Origin of the sequence: Knoellia sp. 3-2P3 (assembly GCF_029223115.1) — a bacterium.
GTDB lineage: Bacteria > Actinomycetota > Actinomycetes > Actinomycetales > Dermatophilaceae > Pedococcus_A.
Map to the genome: position 1 here is coordinate 205,735 of NZ_JARGZE010000006.1, position 18,901 is coordinate 224,635.

Annotated in this window: 17 protein-coding genes; 12 read left to right on the top strand and 5 right to left on the bottom strand. The window is 63.8% G+C overall.

Features of this window, described 5'->3' with window-relative positions; genetic code table 11:
• Nucleotides 1–61 precede the first annotated feature (61 nt).
• Nucleotides 62–211 carry a hypothetical protein gene (locus P0Y31_RS17320; RefSeq protein WP_275871666.1) on the top strand — a complete coding sequence of 50 codons (150 nt, stop codon included), beginning with the start codon at nt 62–64 and terminating at the stop codon, nt 209–211.
• 16 nt (nt 212–227) lie between these two features.
• On the opposite strand, the gene P0Y31_RS17325 is transcribed toward P0Y31_RS17320, so the two are convergent.
• Complete coding sequence (locus P0Y31_RS17325) at nt 228–1,685, bottom strand: polysaccharide biosynthesis tyrosine autokinase (RefSeq protein ID WP_275871668.1); 1,458 nt, start codon at nt 1,683–1,685, stop codon at nt 228–230.
• A gap of 94 nt (nt 1,686–1,779) precedes the next feature.
• Between P0Y31_RS17325 and P0Y31_RS17330 the strand changes: the two genes are divergently transcribed.
• From P0Y31_RS17330 to P0Y31_RS17340, 3 genes are read left to right on the top strand one after another with little or no spacing between them, the layout of a single operon-like run.
• Complete coding sequence (locus P0Y31_RS17330) at nt 1,780–2,607, top strand: hypothetical protein (RefSeq protein WP_275871670.1); 828 nt, start codon at nt 1,780–1,782, stop codon at nt 2,605–2,607.
• Entirely contained in the window at nt 2,604–2,864 is a 261-nt protein-coding gene (locus P0Y31_RS17335) for a PqqD family peptide modification chaperone (protein ID WP_275871672.1), read from the top strand. Before P0Y31_RS17330 ends, P0Y31_RS17335 begins: the two co-directional genes overlap by 4 nt.
• Nucleotides 2,857–3,795, top strand: a complete 939-nt coding sequence (locus P0Y31_RS17340) for a nucleotidyltransferase family protein (protein ID WP_275871674.1) — start codon at nt 2,857–2,859, stop codon at nt 3,793–3,795. Before P0Y31_RS17335 ends, P0Y31_RS17340 begins: the two co-directional genes overlap by 8 nt.
• A gap of 249 nt (nt 3,796–4,044) precedes the next feature.
• On the opposite strand, the gene P0Y31_RS17345 is transcribed toward P0Y31_RS17340, so the two are convergent.
• Nucleotides 4,045–4,776, bottom strand: coding sequence for a hypothetical protein (locus P0Y31_RS17345; RefSeq protein WP_275871675.1), 732 nt, complete (start codon nt 4,774–4,776; stop codon nt 4,045–4,047).
• Between the two features lie 345 nt (nt 4,777–5,121).
• Here P0Y31_RS17345 and rfbC point away from each other — a divergent pair, with 345 nt between their 5' ends.
• The 5 genes from rfbC to P0Y31_RS17370 all read left to right on the top strand — a co-directional run bounded on the left by rfbC (nt 5,122) and on the right by P0Y31_RS17370 (nt 11,231).
• Nucleotides 5,122–5,634: a dTDP-4-dehydrorhamnose 3,5-epimerase gene (rfbC, locus tag P0Y31_RS17350; RefSeq protein WP_345803648.1), complete on the top strand. Its 513-nt coding sequence runs from the start codon at nt 5,122–5,124 to the stop codon at nt 5,632–5,634.
• 203 nt (nt 5,635–5,837) lie between these two features.
• Nucleotides 5,838–7,661: a nucleoside-diphosphate sugar epimerase/dehydratase gene (locus tag P0Y31_RS17355; protein WP_275871676.1), complete on the top strand. Its 1,824-nt coding sequence runs from the start codon at nt 5,838–5,840 to the stop codon at nt 7,659–7,661.
• The gene (locus P0Y31_RS17360) at nt 7,661–8,800 is read left to right on the top strand and encodes an aminotransferase class I/II-fold pyridoxal phosphate-dependent enzyme (protein ID WP_275871678.1); all 1,140 of its coding nucleotides are present in this window, start codon (nt 7,661–7,663) and stop codon (nt 8,798–8,800) included. The genes P0Y31_RS17355 and P0Y31_RS17360 overlap by 1 nt, the downstream gene beginning before the upstream one ends.
• Before the next feature lie 3 nt (nt 8,801–8,803).
• Complete coding sequence (locus P0Y31_RS17365; protein WP_275871680.1) at nt 8,804–9,418, top strand: sugar transferase; 615 nt, start codon at nt 8,804–8,806, stop codon at nt 9,416–9,418.
• A 628-nt stretch (nt 9,419–10,046) separates the two neighbouring features.
• On the top strand, nt 10,047–11,231 hold the full coding sequence (locus tag P0Y31_RS17370) for a glycosyltransferase family 4 protein (protein ID WP_275871681.1): 1,185 nt from the start codon (nt 10,047–10,049) through the stop codon (nt 11,229–11,231).
• 1,092 nt (nt 11,232–12,323) lie between these two features.
• On the opposite strand, the gene P0Y31_RS17375 is transcribed toward P0Y31_RS17370, so the two are convergent.
• Nucleotides 12,324–13,328, bottom strand: coding sequence for a hypothetical protein (locus P0Y31_RS17375; RefSeq protein WP_275871682.1), 1,005 nt, complete (start codon nt 13,326–13,328; stop codon nt 12,324–12,326).
• A 418-nt stretch (nt 13,329–13,746) separates the two neighbouring features.
• Between P0Y31_RS17375 and P0Y31_RS17380 the strand changes: the two genes are divergently transcribed.
• The 3 genes from P0Y31_RS17380 (at nt 13,747) to P0Y31_RS17390 (ending at nt 16,904) form a co-directional block, all read left to right on the top strand.
• The gene (locus tag P0Y31_RS17380; RefSeq protein ID WP_275871683.1) at nt 13,747–15,066 is read left to right on the top strand and encodes an oligosaccharide flippase family protein; all 1,320 of its coding nucleotides are present in this window, start codon (nt 13,747–13,749) and stop codon (nt 15,064–15,066) included.
• Between the two features lie 468 nt (nt 15,067–15,534).
• A complete protein-coding gene (locus P0Y31_RS17385; RefSeq protein WP_275871684.1) occupies nt 15,535–16,440 on the top strand; it encodes a hypothetical protein in 906 nt (301 codons plus the stop codon).
• On the top strand, nt 16,413–16,904 hold the full coding sequence (locus tag P0Y31_RS17390; RefSeq protein ID WP_275871685.1) for an acyltransferase: 492 nt from the start codon (nt 16,413–16,415) through the stop codon (nt 16,902–16,904). Before P0Y31_RS17385 ends, P0Y31_RS17390 begins: the two co-directional genes overlap by 28 nt.
• Before the next feature lie 526 nt (nt 16,905–17,430).
• Here P0Y31_RS17390 and P0Y31_RS17395 read toward each other — a convergent pair.
• Together P0Y31_RS17395 and P0Y31_RS17400 are read right to left on the bottom strand one after the other, a co-directional pair.
• Nucleotides 17,431–18,561 (bottom strand): O-antigen ligase family protein, encoded by a 1,131-nt coding sequence (locus P0Y31_RS17395; RefSeq protein ID WP_275871687.1) that lies wholly within the window; start codon nt 18,559–18,561, stop codon nt 17,431–17,433.
• A 179-nt stretch (nt 18,562–18,740) separates the two neighbouring features.
• Nucleotides 18,741–18,901 (bottom strand): Gfo/Idh/MocA family oxidoreductase (locus P0Y31_RS17400; RefSeq protein ID WP_275871712.1); only part of this gene is annotated, 161 nt, incomplete at its 5' end.

The window sequence follows — 18,901 nt, forward strand, 5'->3', positions numbered from 1 at the left end:
CTGGGGTATCCATACGTTCTCTTGACCGAGCCCTGAACCCCGGCTGCGTACCTTGCCGCCCATGCCTCTGCGAGACCAATGCCCCGTGTGCTGGTGGTCGGTGCGCTGCGACGACGGGAAGGTCGTCCAGCACGACCGCGAATCCTGCGGCCAGCTCGAGCGCTGTCCCGGCTCGGAGAAGCCCGTCGCAGCGGGAGCCGCGGCCGCCTGAGGCCCCGACGAGCGGGTCAGCGCGCGGCAGGCTCGCTGGCCACCGGCCGCTCGGCCACCGCCCGCTCGGCCGGCGACGCGCTCGACCGGTCGGCCGGCCGTGAGGCGTAGTTGCCGCTGTAGTAGCCGGCGCTCGAGCTCTTGGGCGAGACGCGGTTGAGCACCACCCCGAGGGTGTGGCCGTTGACGGCGGCCAGGTTCGCGAGTGCGTCGCGCAGCTGCGTGTCGAGGGTCTGGCCCGCGCTGATGACCACGAGCGCGCCGTCGGCCGAGGCGGTGAGCACGGCGGCATCGGTCACCGGCAGCAGCGGCGGCGCGTCGACGATCACCGTGTAGTCCTCGGCGAGGCGCTCGAGCAGCCGGCGCATCGCCTTGGAGCCGAGCATCTCACTGGGGTTCGGCGGCACCCGCCCGGCGGCGAGCACGACGAGGTTGGGCAGGCCACCCACCTGCTGGGCGACCTCCTCGAAGTGCACGCTGCCGATGAGCACGTCGGTCAGTCCGAGACCCTCGATGAGGCCGAAGCTGTCGGCGAGCACCGGGCGGCGCAGGTCGCCGTCGATGAGCACGACCCGCCGGTCCGACATCGACAGCGCGGCGGCGAGGTTCATCGCCACGGTCGACTTGCCGTCGCCGGGCAGCGGGCTGGTGACCACGATGACCCGCGGCGGGTTGTCGATGTCCATGAACTGCAGGTTGGTGCGCAGCTTGAGGAACGACTCGGCCGAGTGGGCCGGGTCCTTGTCCTTGCGCGGGCCGGTGACCACGAGCGGCACCAGGCCGCCCTTCTTGCGCACCAGGGCCGGGGTCTCGGGGATCGCGCCGGCGACGGTGACGCCGAAGTCGCGCTCCACGAGATCGGGCTCGCGCACCCGGCGGTCGAGCTGGCTGCGCAGCAGCGCGTAGCCCAAGCCGAGCATGAGGCCCAGCACGAAGCCGAGCGCGAGGTTGCGCTGGGTGTTGGGCGAGACCGGCGCGGTCGGCACCGCGGCCGACTCGATCGGCACGATCCGCAGGGCCTGGGCGGCCTTGCCGTCGGGGTTCTCGACGGCCGCGACCTGCCGGGCGAGCGCGGCCACCCATGCGTCGGCGAGCTGCTGCGCGTCCCGCGGGGTGGCGGCGCGGGCGCTGACCTTGATGCTCACGGTGTCGAGCGGCTGCTTGACCGTGATGCGCCCGATGAGGCCGGCCGGCTGGGCGTCGAGGCCCAGCGTCTTGATGACGTCCTGCGCGGTGGCCCGGCTCTTGGCGAGGTCGACGTAGGAGGTTGCCCGCGACTTGGCCAGCGAGTCACCCACCGACGCCTCGCCGGGGTTCGTCGCGGTGCCCACACTGACGAACCCGCTCGCGTCGGCCTGGTAGACCTTCGGCGTGGCGAGGCTGACCCCGGCCGCGACGGCGACGCCGAGCAGCACGAACGCGACGATGCCCCGCCAGTAGGCGCGGGCGACGCGCAGGTAGTCGGTGAGTTCCACAGCCGGTGAGTCCCCTCGGAAAGTGCGCCGCCGGGCAGCGCGAAGTGCAGCGATTCGGAGGCTAACCGCCACTTCGCCCCCCTAGGGTGTGAATGTGGCAATTCGACCCGACCTCCCGAGGGGGCACGCCGTCCGTCTGGTCGCCCTCGGCGCCACGGTGGAGGTGCGGGTCGACGGCGACCGGGCCGACGACGCCGCGGCCGAGATCGAGCGGGTCTGGCACCTGTGCGTCGCACCCGGCGGGGGGCGCGTCGACGCGGTGGTGCACGCCACCCACGACAACGCCAGCGCCACCCTCGCCGACATCGACGCCGGCGTGGTGCAGGGCCGCAGCCTGCCCGACCTCATGCAGGCGCTCACCCAGGCTGTGACCCGGGCGGCGATCGACGCGCAGAAGGGCCGGCTCGTCATGCTCCACGCCGCCGGCATCCAGTGCCCCGACACCGGCGCCGTCGTCGCGCTGGTCGGGCCCGGGGGCACCGGCAAGACCACGCTCATCCGCACGCTGTGCCCCGGCCGCGGCTACGTCACCGACGAGACCGTCGCCGTCACCGGCGACGACACCGTGCTCCCCTACCCCAAGCCACTGTCCGTGCGCCGCGAGCCCGGGAGCCTCTGGAAGGTCGAGACGGATCCGCTCGAGTTCGGCGTGGTGCCGCCGGCGCAGCCTGCGCCGCTGGCGGCGATCGTGATCCTCGACCGCCAGGACGGGTATGCCGGTCCGCCGGCTGTGGAGCCGCTGTCCACTTTGGATGCCATCGCCGCCCTCACCCCGGAGACCTCGCACCTGCCCGGGATGGACAAGCCGTTGCAGCGCATGGCGGCCTTGTGCGACAACGTCGGTGGCGTCATGCGCGTCACCTATGCCGAGGCGGAGCACCTCGCCCCGCTGGTGCACGGCTGGCTGGGGGCCGGGTCGTGAGGGCGCGGCGGGTGCCGGTGCAGGACGAGGTCGTGCGCGACGGCGAGTCGGTGGTGCTGCTGGGCCGCCAGGTGATCCGCCTCTCGGCGATCGGCACCACGCTGCTCGAGCTGACCGGCGAGTGGCGCGACGTCGACGACCTGACTGTCGACCTCACCGACCGGTTCGGCCACCCGCCCGAGGGCTACAGCGCCACGGCCATGACCGAGGCGGCGCTGCAGGCGCTGCACGAGCAGGGACTAGTCGAGCTTGGCTGAGACCGCCGAGCTGCGCATGTCAGAGGCGGTGCCCCTGGCTCATGCATTGGTGGCCCGCCTCGCGGAGCTCGAGGACGTCCGCATCCTCTTCGTGAAAGGCCCGACCGCGGTGGCGCTCGGTGCCCGCCCGCCCCGTCCGTCGACCGACGTGGACGTGCTGTGCGAGCCCGGTGGCATGGAGCGGCTGGGGGCCGCGTTGGAGCGGTGCGGCTGGCGCCGGCGGGTGCAGAAGAGCAGCGTGCACCAGCTCGAGCACGCCGCGAAGTACCTCTTCGAGCACTCGGTCCACTACCTCCACGACGAGTGGCCGTGCGACCTCGACATCCACTTCAACTTCCCCGGCTTCCTCGCGCCGGACGACGTCGTCTTCGAAGAGCTGTGGCGGCGCCGGACGACGGTCGACGTCGCGAACTGGCCGGTGCCCTGTGCGGACCTGTTGGGTCAGGCTGCGATCGTCGCGCTCCACAGCCTGCGCGACCCGCAGATCGCCCACTCCAGTCGTGACGTCGAGTTCGTCGCTAACTCGCTCGGGCAGAAGGGATCGGCGACCGTCGAGGTGTTCGCGCAGCTGGCCACAGCCACCGGTAGCGCAGACACCCTGAGGCCGCTGTTCGAGTTTCTGGGCACTCCCCCCGTGGAAAGTCACGTAGACCCCGAGTTGGTGCGGCGGTGGCACGTCCGGACACAGAACCCGGGCGCCCACACCACGACGTGGCTGATCGAGCTGCGCAATCTGCGCTGGCGCGCAAGGCCGGCCCTCATCCGGCGCGCGCTCTTCCTCCCCGCGGACGAGCTGTTCAGCGCCCGTGTCGGGCTGGCCAGGACGAGGAGGAACGCCGCGCGCCTGCAGCTCCAGCGCTGGTCACGCGCCGCCCGCCGCCTGCCTCGCGCAATCGCAGCGGCACGACACGCAGAGGAGCACCTGCCATGACGCGCCGCGATGGGTGGTCCCGTTCCCCCGCCGTGGCCTTCGTCGACGACGGAGAGCGGGTCGTCGTTCTCGGCTTGGCCACGCCCGGCCAGAAACCACAGCTCCTTGCCGGCCATGCGGCAGTTACCTGGCGGCTCCTCGACCGACCGCTCTCGCCCTCGGAACTAGAGGCTGCCGCAGTCGCTCGGTGGGGCGTGGCCCTGACCACCGCGACACTCCTGCCTCAGCTGGAGGCTGCGGGCCTCTGCGTCAGATGCTGATGGCAGCGGTCTGCTGAGGGGCACCGCCGTCGATCGTGAAGGTGATCGTCACCGACGTGTTGGCGTTGCTGGTGCGCGAGACCGTGAACGTGCCCTGCAGCTGCCCGCCGCTGGAAGACAGCGCCAACGGTCCTGACGGCAGGCCGCTGTAGGTGCCATTGGCGGCAGTGCTGGTGATCTGCGTGATGCGCACGGCGCTCGATGCGGAGCCTGAGAAGACCATGGTGAAGGAGGCTTTGCCCTGGTTGGCCAGCTTCTGGCCGGTACCGCTGACGTACCGCGTCGGCGAGGCCACCGGCACATCGACACTTTGGTAGGTCGCCCCGTTGTCGACGGAGTAGGTGAGCGTCACGCTCTTGGCAGTGGCCGCCGTAGTGGGGGTGACAGCAAAGGACAGCGTGTTGGAGCCGGCGGCGATCGCCTGGACGAACGGCAGACCCTGCGCGGATGCACCGTCCATCAGCGTGAAGCGGATCTGACCGGAGCCGGTGCTCGTCAGAGTCAGCGAGAAGGTGACGGCGCCCGTCGCGGGGTTGAGGCTTCCCGCCTTCTGGGTGAAGGAGACGGTGGGGAATGTCGGCTGTGACGCCGCGGCCGCAGGAGCAGCGGTCGCGACGATGACGACCGGCACCGTCCAGGCGACCCCCTTCGCGATGGTCCGGCGGTCGATCTCACGAGCGCCGTCAGCCAGCGTGTCGACGGCAGCGTCGTCCCTGTGCATGCGTCCCCCTGCTACGGGCAGCGGACACGGGTGCCGCTGCGATGGGGCGAAACTAACCGCTAACGTCAGGAAAAACCATGATTTGGTAAAGACTTCTTAAAGGTATCGCCCTGATTGTCCATTTCTGAGCGATATGGTCATCGTTAGGGCCGACTGGCCCGTCCCCCGTTCGGGCCAAGAGAAGAACAACTTCTCGCGCCCGCCTCCGTGGAATCCCCGCCGACGGAATAGCCTCTGGCCGTCGACCGAGGCGAGAAGAGGACAAGCTCCGGATGGACATCCGACCGCTCAAGGTCAGGAACGCTTTCGAGATCACCCCCGCGCAGCTTTGCTGACCATCGAGGCGTGTTCAGCGCCCCCTTCCATTCGTCGGCGCTGGCCGACACCCTCACAGTCGCCCAGGCCAATGTCTCGGTCTCCCGTAAGGGGGCGTTCCGCGGCATCCACTACGCCGACGTTGCACCGTCCCAGGCGAAGTACGTCACCGCCGTCAGCGGCTCGTTCATCGACTTCATCGTCGACATCCGGGTCGGCTCTCCCACCTTCGGCCTGTGGGACTCCGTCATGCTCGACACCAAGGACCGCAAGGCGGTCTACCTGCCCGAGGGCATGGGGCACGCCCTGTTCGCACTCGAGGATGACTCGACGGCGCTCTTCTTGTGTTCGACGCCGTTCGTCCCTGGCCGTGAACGCACACTGCACCCGCTCGACGCCGAGATCGGCCTTGAGATTCCGGCCGGCATCGTGCCGATCATCTCGGGGAACGACGCCGTGGCGCCGTCACTTTCAGAAGCCCAGGAGCAGGGCCTGCTGCCCACGTATGCCGCCTGCGTGGAGTTCTACGAGTCCCTCGCCTAACGATCGGGTCTCTGGCCTAGTCCGTTTGGTCACTTTCCGTCCCATGGATACCGGACCGGGCATGCCTGCAGCTCGTTGACCTGCGGAAACGTGGTCGGTGCCGGAGGTTCCGCAGACCTAGACATGTCCTGTTCTGTACGGACTTGCCTGTAAACTCCACGCTGGCTCTCGGGGGAGCCACTAGCAGGGGAGGTCACCGACACATGCCACAGCGCCGAGCACGACGCGACCGTTTCAGCCGATGGCTCTGGGCCCTCGTCGACCTGGTCATCTGGGCGCTGGCGATCTTCGCGGCAGCACTCCTCCGCTACGACTTCGACCTCCTCCGCCTGCCGGTCGACGAGACCGGCGGCCTCGCCGGTCTGGCGCTCGCCCTCCACCTGGTGGCCGGCGCCCTCGTCGGACCGTACGCGGTGGGCCACGAGCGCGGCTCGTTCGAGGAAACCCGCGACGTCGCCCGCACCGTCGCCATCACAGGCCTGGTGCTCATCGCGGTCGTCTTCGAGCCGCACTACTTCAACGTCGCCCGGAGCATCCCCTTCACGGCCACCGTGCTGGCCATGGTCGGCATGTTCGCCGTGCGGTTCCTCATCCGCTCCTTCCGCGCACACCGGGAGGAGGCTCGCGGCGAGGAGAAGAAGGTCATAGTCTTCGGCGCCGGTGAGGCCGGCAGCCGGCTGACCCGCAGCCTCATCCGCGACGTCGACAGCGGCTACCACCCCGTCGCCCTGCTCGACGACAGCAAGACCAAGGCGCGTTACCGCATCGAGGGCGTCAAGGTGCGCGGCACCCGCCACGACATGGCCGGGGTCGCCGAGAAGTACGGCGCCCAGACCCTCGTCATCGCCCTGCCGTTCGCCGAGGCCGGCACCATCCGCGAGATCACCGAACTCGCCAACGACGCCGGTCTCGACGTCATGGTGCTGCCCAAGATCGGCGAGATCATCGGCGGCCGGCCCACCGCAGGCGACCTGCGCAACGTCAACGTGGCCGACCTGCTCGGGCGTCGCCCGGTCGAGCTCGACATGGCGGCCATCGCCGACCAGATCGCCGGCAAGAAGGTGCTGGTCACCGGCGCCGGCGGGTCGATCGGCTCGGAGCTGTGCCGCCAGATCGCCCGCTTCGGCCCCGACAAGCTCTACCTGCTCGACCGCGACGAGTCGGGCCTGCAGGCCACCCAGATGAGCCTCGACGGCCACGGGCTGCTGGACAGCGACCAGATCATCCTGGCCAACATCCGCGACGTCGACACGATGGAGCACGTCTTCTCGACGACGAAGCCTGACATCGTCTTCCACGCGGCGGCCCTGAAGCACCTCCCCCTGCTCGAGGCCTACCCGCTGGAGGCGTGGAAGACCAACGTGCTCGGCACCCTCAACGTCCTCACCGCGGCCGCCAATGTCGGCGTCGGCACCTTCGTCAACATCTCCACCGACAAGGCCGCCAACCCGACCTGCGTGCTGGGCTACAGCAAGCGCATCGCCGAGCGGCTCACCGCCGACTTCGCCGACCGCTTCCCCGGTCGCTACGTCTCGGTGCGCTTCGGCAACGTGCTGGGCTCGCGCGGCTCGGTCGTGCACGCCTTCACCGCCCAGATCGAGCGCGGTGGCCCCATCACCGTCACCCACCCCGACGTGGAGCGCTACTTCATGCTCATCCCCGAGGCCTGCCAGCTCGTGCTCCAGGCCGCCACCATCGGCTCCGACGGCGAGGTCATGGTGCTCGAGATGGGCGAGCAGGTGAAGATCGTCGACGTCGCCCACACCCTCATCCGCATGTCGGGCCGCAAGGACATCGAGATCATCTACACCGGCCTGCGCCCCGGCGAGAAGCTCGGCGAGGAGCTCTTCTCTCCCCACGAGGAGCGCAAGCAGACCTCCCACGAGCTCGTGCACAGCGTCGACGTACCGAGCATCGACTCCGACTGGGTGCGCCACGAGTCCATCCGGTCGCACGGCGGCGCCGCGAACTGGATGCGCAACGAAGCCACCATGGATCTACTCGAGGACGCGAGGACCAGCGCGTAGTGTCACGGATTTTCCTTTCCAAAGCCGACATCACCGAGGTCGAAGAGCGCTTCGTCCTCGACGCCGTTCGCTCCGGCTGGGTGGCGCCGCTCGGCCCCCACGTGGACGCCTTCGAGGCGGAGATCGCCGAGCGGGTCGGCGTCGCCGGGGCCTTGGCCCTCTCCTCCGGCACGGCCGCCCTCCACCTGGCTCTCCTGCACGTCGGCGCGAAGCCCGGCACCGTGGTCGTGCTGCCGACGATGACCTTCGCAGCCTCGGCCAACGCGGTCGTCTATACGGGCGCGGAACCCGTATTCGTCGACGCCCAGGAGTCCGACGGCAACGTCGACCCCCAGCTTCTGATCGAGGCAGTCGACACCCTCCGTGCAGAGGGCAAGCAGATTGCTGCTGTCATGACCGTGGACCTCTTTGGCCGGTGCGTGGACTACCCCGGCATCGTCGAGGCTCTGGAGGCGCGCGAGATCCCCCTCATCGAGGACGCGGCCGAGGCCTTGGGCGCAGCGCACGGTGAGAAGGCAGCTGGCTCCTTCGGCGTTGCTGCGGCGCTCTCGTTCAACGGCAACAAGATCATGACCACCTCGGGCGGCGGCATGCTGCTCAGCGACGACCTGGGCCTGCTCGCCCGTGCCCGCTACCTCTCGACCCAAGCCAGACAGCCCGTTCCGTGGTACGAGCACACGGACATTGGCTACAACTACCGGATGTCCAACGTGCTTGCCGCCCTCGGCCGCGGACAGCTGACACGCCTAGATGCCATGATCGCCCGCCGACGAAGAATTCGTCAGGCATACGTCGAGAGCCTGTCCCACCTTGACGGCGTGCGCTTCCTGGCCGATGGAGACCAGCGCGATGCGGCTCAGGACAATTGCTGGCTGACTGGCATCGTGCTCGACCCGACTGTCAACCCTGTCTCGGCAGACGCCCTGATCAAGGCGCTCGAGGAGGATGGCATCGAGGCTCGTCACCTGTGGAAGCCCATGCACTCGCAGCCGGTGTTCTCGGAAACCCGCGTGTTCATCAACGGCACGGCCGACCGCCTCTTTGCCCACGGTGTGACGCTTCCTAGCGGCTCGATCCTGACCGACGCCGACGTCGAGAAGGTCATCACGGCCACCCGCAACACGCTGGGAACGAACTGAGTTATGTCGTCGTACCGCGGCAAGAGAGCGCTGGACCTTGCCCTCGCCCTGCCCGCCTTCGTGATCTCCCTGCCAGTCCAGGCGATCGTCGCCGCGTTGGTGCGGGTGAAGCTCGGCAACCCGGTGCTGTTTCGCCAGATGCGCCCAGGCTTGCATGGACAGCCCTTCGAGATGGTGAAGTTCCGGACGATGCTGCCGGTAGACGAATCGAAGGGGCAGTCAGATGACGCGTCACGAATGACCCGTCTCGGCTCTCTTCTGCGCTCATCCAGCCTCGACGAGTTGCCCACGTTGTGGAACATTGTGCGGGGCGACATGTCGCTGGTAGGTCCTCGCCCCCTGCTCATGCAGTACCTGGAGCGCTACTCCCCTGAGCAGGCCAGACGCCACGACGTTCGCCCTGGCCTGACCGGCCTCGCTCAAGTGTCCGGGCGCAATGCCCTTACATGGGACCAGAAACTCGCGCTGGATACGGAGTATGTGCAGCGGGCGTCTCTGCCGCTCGACCTGCGAATCATCGGCCGCACCTTGGGCTCGGTTCTGCGCCGTGACGGCATCAGCGCCGCGGGCGCGGCCACCATGCCTGAATTCAGAGGGACCGAGGGAACAAGATCTTGACCCGAACTCTGATCATCATTGGCGCCGGCGGTTTCGGCCGCGAGGTTTTCAGCATCATTCAAGCGATAAATTCGGTCCGTCGCGAATGGATCGTAGAGGGCTTCGTTGACGACGGGCCAACCTCGGAGACTACGAGGGCAGTCGCGGCGCTCGGGTCTCGAATCCTTGGTCCCGTGGGTTTGCTACAGGAGTCGCCGCACTACTGGTCGATCGCCGCAGTCGGCTCACCTTTGGCCCGACGGCGCCTCGTGGAGCAACTGAGCACAAGCCGAGTGAGCTGGGCAACGCTGATCCATCCAGCTGCGACTCTGGGCGTAAACATCGGAGTCGGTGCAGGCACCGTCATTGCACCTGGAGCGCGCCTTAGTACCAACATAGCGGTTGGTAATCATGCTCACGTTGATCAGAACGTCACCGTCGGGCACGACAGCGTTCTGGGAAATTTTTCGCGGCTTAATCCCCTTGCCTGCATTTCAGGGAATGTCACCGTCGCTGATGACGCGCTCGTCGGTGCCAGCGCGACCATACTTCAGGGCCTGACTGTGGGTCAGGGCGCCGTGGTGGGAGCCGGCGCCGTCGTGGTGCGCTCCGTCCCCCCACGCTCAACTGTGAAAGGTGTTCCTGCTTCATGAGGACTGTTCTCGTGTTGAACCAATTTGCCCTGCCCAGAAGCGAAGGAGGCGGCACCCGGCACATCGATCTCTTCTCCCGCGTCCCGGGATGGACCCCCAAGATTGTGGCTGGCAACCGAAACCATTATTCCCAAAAGCGATTTGCTACTCCTGACCGTCGTTTCCGACTGGTGGCCGTGCCGCGACAAGATGGAGGTGGCGCGTCCCGCCTCGTTGGGTGGCTCCTCTACTCAGCGAAGGCGCTAAGAATTGCCCTCACCGCGCCCCGGATGGACGCTATCTATGCATCGTCACCACACATGTTCGCGCCTCTTGTGGGCTGGTTAGCCTCCAGGGCTCGCAGGGTGCCTTTCGTGCTCGAAATCAGGGACCTGTGGCCAGAATCCATCGTTGCCGCTGGAAAGATGCGCAAAGGCGGCCTTGCTCACCGCGTGTTCCAACAGCTGGAGCGGCTTCTCGTGCGGCGGGCGGACGCAATCGTCGCTGTAACTGCTGGCTGGGACGACCACTTCGCGTCCTTGGGCGTCGACCCGACTCTCGTATTTGTTGTTCCAAACGGGACGGAACCCGCGGACTTCGAGATCGCGGCAGACAGGGAAGCTCTGCGAGCCAAGCACAACATAACTGGAAATACTGCCGTTTTTGCTGGTGCACACGGCGATAAGGATGGCCTCGACCACATCTTGGATGCCGCTCAGAAACTTGAGAACATTCGTTTCCTACTGGTAGGCGCGGGGCCTGCCAAGGCGGCTGCCATATCGCGGGCTACCCAGTTGGGCCTATCCAACATCCAATTCCGAGAGCCGGTACCGAAGGAAGATCTGCCGGGACTCCTCAAGTCGTGCGACATCGGGATTCACTCCGTCACCCCGCTCAGTGTATTTGAGCGAGGCATGAGTCCCAATAAACTCTTTGACTACATGGCGGCTGGACTCCCCGTTGCAAGTAACGCCGCGGGTCCGCTGTCAGCCGTTGTTTCCGATGGCGAATGCGGACGTCTGGGAGGCCCGAATGACCTTGCCTTCTGCATTCAGGATATCGCCGTCGCGAGCCCGGCTCAAAGAGCGCGTTGGGGTGCTTTCGGCAAGGCGCTCATTCGCGATCGGTTCTCCAGACAGGCCGCCGCCTCACAACTCGCGCACGTCCTCGATTCAGTGGTCGTGGGAGGTAACAAAGAATGACACCCCCGCTAATCGCTCACGTGTCCACGGCGCATCCGTGGACAGATAACCGCATTTTTCGCAAGGAGTGCCGGGCGCTTGCAGATGCGGGTTTCGACGTCGTGCTGGTCGCAGTGGCGGACGGAGATTCACGTCAGGGAAGTGTCAGCGTAGCGGCCATCCGTGAGAGAACTGGAAGGCTACGACGGTTCCTCCTGGGACCCCTGGACGCTTGGCGGCGTCTGTCTTACCTGCGGCCCGATCTCATCCATCTGCACGACCCCGAACTAATCCCTTTGGGCCTATTATGGCGGCTCACGCATCGAGGCAGTCGAGTAGTTTTCGATGCGCACGAAGACCTCCCCAAGCAAATAGCCGGCAAGCCTTACATACCCAAGCCACTACGGCCTCTGCTCGCCACAGCCGCACGGAGGCTGGATGAAGTCGCTGACCGTTTCCTGGATGGCATCGTCGCGGCGACACCAGCTATAGCGCGCAACTTCACTGCCAGCAAGACTGTCGTCGTTCAAAACTTTCCTTGGCTGAGCGATTATCCGGAGCCTTTGCCCATTAGTGACGCTACACCCCGGCGTGCTTGTTACGTTGGCGCCCTCTCCCTCGCTCGCGGCTACGACGAGATGGTCAAGGTTGCGACGGACCCCTACGGCGAGATCTCTTTGGTTCTCGCGGGCCCAGCCTCAAACGAAGTTCGGCACGCGATATCTCAACTCACGAGCAGCAACATCACCTACGAAGGTATAGTGTCGCCCGCCCGGATCCCGGACTTGCTCAGGGACAGCTATGTCGGCCTGGCGCTCCTACACCCCTTGCCGAACTACCTTGAATCACAGGCGACCAAGATCTTTGAGTATATGGCGGCCGGTCGCCCGTTTATTGCATCCAATTTCCCCGCTTGGGAACGAATGCTGGGTCCTTACGAGTGTGGGATCTTTGTCGATCCTGAAGACGTCGCTGAAATCACCAGGCAAGTGCACTTGCTTCTTGCTGATCCCGACGAGGCGCGCCGAATGGGCGATCGAGGGCGAGCAGCCCTTGCGGACCACTTCACGTTTGAGCACGAAGCCACTGTCTTAGTAGCAAGAGTCCGGGAGCTCACTCATCACGTCCCGGTGCACTAGCGCTCACGGGAGATAGTCCCGTGACTTGCGCAAGTCCATCAATCATGCTGTTTTCTACGTCCGCATTGAGGTTCCCTAGGCTGAAGGTCCGGCAGTAGCCTCCGGCTTCATAGCCGCCCTCCTCAAGCATCTTTGCTGTCGGCGCATAACCGAAGGGGTGGTCGATGCAACCCACGTTCGCCACGATTCGCCCCGGCAAATGCTTCCGCGTGATTTCTCCATACTCACACACGACCTCCGCGCTCACCCCCACGATGGAAAACGTGTCCCCTATGTGGATTGAATGGAAAGAAACCGGCTCCAGGGCGCCATCAACGAAACGCTCGGACGGTAGAGTGACACGTTTCACGGAGATCCTTGCAGGTGCGACCGCGCGTCCGTCTGAACCGATCAGATCCGCCACCCGCGCTGCAAGTGAGCCAGCCCAATTCATATATGAGGGAATCGACATATCGTCGAATATGGGCCCAACGATGATCCTGCGAAGACGTCGCCTGAGACTAACTAGTTCCACGGAGCCGCTCGGCCGAACATCGCCGGAAAATCCTTGGAAAAAGAGCACCGGCAACCGTGGTTCCGACCAAAGCGTTCGGAGGTGCTCCCTGACAACATGTGGGAAGTGAGCTGAGAATGCGTCTCTCACCGGGTGGCCCACCGGGTGACAAGCGTAGTTCCAGAGTGCAAAGATCAGATCGCCATCCCCAGAGACTCCGTAGAGAGCGTGCACCCGCTCGTCAGTGGGTCCAGCGTCATTCGGCCCATTCACAAAGGCATTGATCTGCGGCCTCCTCGCGATCACCAGGCGCTTGCGGAGCCGACGGTTAATGGAATGGTTCGCCCACCCGGATGCACATCGCAACTCGACTCCTATCGGAGCTTGGCGGTCGATGTCGCTAGCGGCGCGCGTGAAGATTCCTTCAAGGTCTTCGAGGTAGGCCGCCTCACACGATCCCAGCAGAGGCTTTGTGTCATCGGTCATGGGCCCTCGATGCGTATGAGATGCCGACACGAAGATTGAAGCCGACTCAAGGTGGGAAAACGCACTCTCGACCATGGCGCGCACCGCCCGACCTGCGTAGAGCAAATCCATCGAAACCAGCAAAACTTGACGCCCTCCGCTGTCCTCCAGGAGAACGAGAGTGGCGAGCAGCGGCTCAACGGAGTCGGCAACTGGTTCATGGGACCCACTGGCAGCCAAGGCGGCAGGTCGCTGCGGAGTGATTTCCTGAGTCGAAACCTTGACCGTGAAGGGGGCAGGGATTTCTGGCAGTGGAGGCACGCGCCCATCGTAGTTGATTCGCTAGCTGCCCTCCGTCGCCCCAAGCGGGGTCCCGCCGGGGCGTTCGTCCGCCCTCAGATCGAGGCGTGCCTATGATCCGTTGTCACGTATACTGTGCTTGGCTGCGATATCAGCGCTGGCCAGAGAGAAATGGACCTCAAGGAGCCGTGTGACCCGCCGTAGATTTCCGTCGACCGGTGAGTACGGCAGGAACATTCTCACTCTTCTGACCGGCACAACAATCGCGCAAGCTATTCCGATCGCAGCGGCTCCGGTGCTTACCCGTCTTTACAGTCCCCAAGACTTCGGGATATGGGCACTCTTTGTATCAATAACCGTGATTCTTGGGACAATCGCCAACGGGCGCTATGACTTGGCAATTATGCTCCCGCAGGACCACGATGATGCGGTAAACGTTGCGGCGCTTGGAGTGATCATTGCAGGCGGTCTTGCAGCGGCGCTCTTAGTTGTTGTGGCAGTCTTTTCAGACACGATCGCAACTCTCCTGAGCTCTACGGCAATTCGTCCTTGGCTGTTCCTGGTGCCCGCAGTAGTGCTCCTCACCGGAGTATTTAATTCGCTTAACTACCTGAATAACCGAGCAAAGAATTACAAGCTGATCGCTACAGCCAACGTATACAAAGCGCTCAGCGTGAGCGTCGCGCAGATCGGACTAGGCTTGATCGGGGTGGGCGCATCTGGACTGGTAGGCGGGCAAGCACTGAGTTCAGCTGCGGCTAACGGCAAACTTCTCCACGGCGCTGGAGGCTTACGTGCGGTGTTGCGTCCCGTGTCTAGGGCCAGGATGGCCGTATTAGCTTCGAGATATCGGAAGTTCCCGCAGTTCTCTCTACCGTCAGCGCTGGCGAACGTACTAGCGAACCATCTAACCAGCCTATTGATAGCAGTCTTCTTCTCGGCGTCTACTCTTGGCTTTTACGCGATGGTTCAGCGCATCCTCGGAATCCCCTCTTTCGTCGTGGGTAACGCCGTCGGTCAAGTCTATTTTCAGCAGGCTGCCGCCGAAAAGGCGCGCACCGGTCAGGCAATCCGATCTTTCCAGCGAACCGTGCTTCGCCTATTCATTGTAGCGGTTCCGATGTTTGGCCTGCTCTACTACGCAGCACCTCCGGTCTTTGCATTCGCACTGGGCGAGAGCTGGTCCGTTGCTGGACATTACGCTCAGATTCTGACGCCACTCTTTGCGGCACGGTTCGTTGTTGGATCGGTAACCACAACCAATAGCATATTCGAGCGGCAGGGGGTCTCACTGGCCTGGCAGATTGGCCTTCTAATGATCTCAGTGGGCACGGTGGTGGCCGCAAGCGATGCAGGCTGGTCGTTCGAACTGTTTCTATGGGTCTACTCGCTACTCACAGCAGCACATTACGTAGTTCTGTTTTTCGTTATGCGTCGGATTGTGAGAGGCCCGGCGTAGCATAAGGGCAGTCCCGTTCTAGAACACTTGCGTGGGGGCAGTTTCGTCATTGCCGATAGGTTCACTTAATCGCTCGTTTCATGCTTTGACCTAACGTCACGCTTCCCCGCCCTACATAACCTTTCGATTCACTGGAGACAAGTGCCGATGACGTCAGACTCGACGTTGCCTCAGGACGACTCACGAGTAAGATTCCCCCCAAATGTGGCGGCAGTGGTACTGGGCGGCTACGTAAATGCCTACGGAGTCGTCCGCGCTCTTCGCCGCGGAGGCGTGTGCCACATTTACGTTGTTCAACGGGCGAGCCAGCCGGCCGGAACAAGTCGGTATGCGAGGCGAATAGTTGTTAAGGATGATTCTCCCGCATCCCTGAACGAGGCTCTACACAATATCCGTGAAGCACATTCCAGACTTGTGCTTTTCCCCACGAGCGACCTCCAACTTGAATCCTTGGCGAGCATTCATGAGATGTTGGAAGCCTTTTGCTATATCCCCACGAAGATCTCCACGGTCGCCGCTGCCTCTGACAAGGCATGGCAGTATGCGAACGCCGAAGCCTGTGGTGTTGCTGTGCCCAGAACGATCAGCATTGCTTCCACGTCTGATATGGAACGGCTGGGCGAACTGCGATTGCCCTATATTCTGAAGCCGACGGCTCGGCAAGATATGAAGTCTGACGTGCTTAGAAACATCGTTGTACGCACCTTTGCTGAGCAAGCGTCAATCAGCAGCTACCTGCACCGTCACATTGACAGAGGCGTCGAGTTCATCGCATCTGAAATCGTCCCGGGCGGTGATGAGCAGATCTATGCGTACACCGCCTTTGTTTCTCCGTCTGGAGCGATACTTAGGGGTTGGGTTGGCCGTAAGCTCTCCCAGTATCCGCGTTACTTCGGAGTCTTTTCGACAGCGTCAAATGTTGACGAGGAGAAAGCGGCTGCGGTCCAGCAGCTAGGCAATCGCCTGGTCAAGCAGATGGGTGTCCATGGCATCATCGAGCCGGAGTTCAAGTATGATCAGCGAGACGGTCAATTCAAGCTGATGGAAGTGAATCTCCGTTCCATGATGTGGAATCACTTGGGCGTGGCCGTCGGAGTCAACCTTCCGGTGGCGCAGATGCTAACTGCATGTGGGTTGCAGGTCCCGAGAGAAGCACAGAATAGCGATCCGGTGCGCCTGGTTTACGCCGCCCATGAAGTAGCTAACCTGATAGAGCATCAAGGGTACTGGCGGAGTTTTCGCGCTAACATGTTTGGCGGAACAAGAACGTGGGCGTTCTTTGAGTGGAGCGATCCAGCTCCTTTCCTCGCGTCCCTCCCGATGACAACGAAGATTGTGGTGAGAGCATGCCGAAGACGGTTCGTGGGGCGCTGAAAATGCGCATTTCACGGTTCTTGTTGCGTTCCAAGGGAGTGATTGTCCATCACCACAGCTTGGTGTCGAAATGCGAATTCGAAGGAAGCGCCGTGATTGAGCCGTACTCGCGGCTCGTGGGAATCCCAAGGATCCAGGTTGGGCAAAATCTCTACGTGAACGGCGGTTGTCACCTTCAGGGAGACATCGTAATAGGCGACGACGTCATGATCGGACCGAAAACGGTTATCTGGACGCGAGACCATGGTTTAGCACGCGGCGCTCGTATCCGCACTCAAGAGCACACAAACGGGCGGGTGAATATTGGTGACGACGTATGGATCGGCGCGTCGGCAGTGATCCTGAAGGGAGTCACGCTTGGGGAGGGCGCCGTAGTCGGCGCCGGTAGCGTCGTTACGCGTGACGTAGCGCCTTATACGATCGTTGCAGGAAACCCGGCCAAGCCCATCGGAGAACGTCTGTAAGCCATAGAGGCGACGGTAGGTATGGATCGCAGCGGCTCATCTGGCTCGGCAAGGGCTGCTTATCGTCGATCTGACCTGTGGCGAGGGTGCTTCGGCACCATGACGGGGTCGCCGCTTTTGGCAACCGCTTGAATCATGCGTCCTGGGGCATAGTTGATTTACAGCTTGTTCGTGGATATCCGCTCGGTCCGGTGGACCTGAGCACTAGCGCGGTCCCCGGCTGCGTGAAGCGACGCGTCAACTATGGCAGGCCTCTGGCCCTCGACCATGTCTGTGATGAGTCGACAAGGCACCGGGCGCGGGACAACTGGACGAGGGCGGGCTGCCTAGGATCACTCCGAGAACGCTGACGTCCTGGCACCCAGCACCTCGACCGCGTCCGGTTCGATTTCCAGGACAATGCAACATGTTGCCCAGGCAACCACGCACGCCGTATTCACGAAACCGATACACCCAGTGCCGACGCTAGAGACTGCTGCGCTCGCCACATGTAGATAGTTACGGAGTCTGGGTTGCCATCGCACACCTATGTGCTTCGCGCCGATTCTTCTTGCACTTCCCTTGTGAGCAGGAACGGGGCGACTAGGGCTGCGCCGATGGCTACCCACACCCCCCGGTTATCATTTACATCCCCAGAAACCATTGCAGAGATGACCGCAAAGACAAACAGGCCTAGCATTGCCAATTCAACCGGGGTCATGGCCATCATCCGCTGGCGCCGCCAAGAGATCATCATCACTGCCAGAAGGACTGTCAGCGCGAGCCAAGAGGCTTCGACCGCGACCTCAAGAAATAGATTGTGCGGGTACTGGCGCCACCCCGTGAAGACTCCCGGACCCATATTTAGGTAACTATGCAGGTTCCCCCATCCAATTCCAAGCGGATGGTCTCCGGAGACTTCCACACCTCGCATCCATAGGCTCCGACGCACAGCAGACGAGTCATCGGCAGTCGTTGTGAGCCGGTTCGAGACGAGGTCGGCCCGGAGTGCCAAGTACGCACTCACCACCAGCGCAATGGCGCCCAGAAGCACTCTCCGTGCCCGCCCGCGCATCTTGGGAAGGATGGCCACGACCAGAACTGAGATTACTGCTGCCAGGAGCGGCCCTCGCGACCCGGTGCCGACCATAGCGACGCCCGTTACAGCGCCTGCAACACCTGCAAGAACGCGGCGCCTGACTCCCCCCAAGGCGAGGGCCACCAGTACCACAACTGCGGCCCCCGTCGCGCGACCAGCCCCGATGGTGTTTCCCCCCTCAATTGCGAGTCGGCCGTTGATCGCAGCTTGTTCGTTGGGCGAGGCAATAGCAAGACCCGCCACAAGCGCACCTAGCCCGACAACGAGGGCTAACCAGATGCGCCGAGCCCGCGCGCTACCCAGCACAAGTACCGCTCCGAGCGCACACGGAAGGGTAAGCACCACCAAGCTCTGCATCTTTTGCGAAGCGTAAGGATTGAGAGCGCCCCCTCGGTAGCCGATGGTGAACGCAAGAGCCAAAATGGCAATAGGTGCCCACTCCTTTGGCAGTCGCCACCTTCTCCTAAACACTTCGCAAACGCACCAAGACAAGAGCAAGGCAATGCCTAGCAGCGTCGGGTCCGCGGGAAACCATTCCCTTAGCAACGGCGTGCCCTTGACGTAGCCGCCGAAGGCCACCATTAGCAGCGATAGCGCGCCGGCAAAGGACCAAAGTCGTCCAGGGGGCGTTGGGACGGCCCGTTTCCCCGCCGGGAAATCGTTGTCCTTTACCTTGACGAGTGTGTGCGCAGGTCCGCGCCTTATCCGGCGCTGCGGCACGTCAGTTCGGGTGTCTATCTCGCCACGTTGGAAACCCGTCAAAGCATCAGGTCCATCGTGCGCTGGGTCTGGGCGGACTCGATGCAGGCCTCGGCGACGCGGACGGTGGTCAGGCCCTGCTCCATGGTGACGATGTCGGCGCCCTCCTTGCCCAGCACCGCGTCGCGGAACATCTCGTGCTCGACCCGCAGCGGCTCGG

Bases quoted from the DNA above. Each gene is read 5' to 3' on its own strand.
- P0Y31_RS17365 (WP_275871680.1), top strand. From the start codon at position 8,804: ATGTCGTCGTACCGCGGCAAGAGAGCGCTGGACCTTGCCCTCGCCCTG.
- P0Y31_RS17375 (WP_275871682.1), bottom strand. From the start codon at position 13,328: ATGACCGATGACACAAAGCCTCTGCTGGGATCGTGTGAGGCGGCCTAC.
- P0Y31_RS17370 (WP_275871681.1), top strand. From the start codon at position 10,047: ATGAGGACTGTTCTCGTGTTGAACCAATTTGCCCTGCCCAGAAGCGAA.
- P0Y31_RS17355 (WP_275871676.1), top strand. From the start codon at position 5,838: ATGCCACAGCGCCGAGCACGACGCGACCGTTTCAGCCGATGGCTCTGG.
- P0Y31_RS17345 (WP_275871675.1), bottom strand. From the start codon at position 4,776: ATGCACAGGGACGACGCTGCCGTCGACACGCTGGCTGACGGCGCTCGT.
- P0Y31_RS17320 (WP_275871666.1), top strand. From the start codon at position 62: ATGCCTCTGCGAGACCAATGCCCCGTGTGCTGGTGGTCGGTGCGCTGC.
- P0Y31_RS17385 (WP_275871684.1), top strand. From the start codon at position 15,535: ATGTTGGAAGCCTTTTGCTATATCCCCACGAAGATCTCCACGGTCGCC.
- P0Y31_RS17390 (WP_275871685.1), top strand. From the start codon at position 16,413: ATGCCGAAGACGGTTCGTGGGGCGCTGAAAATGCGCATTTCACGGTTC.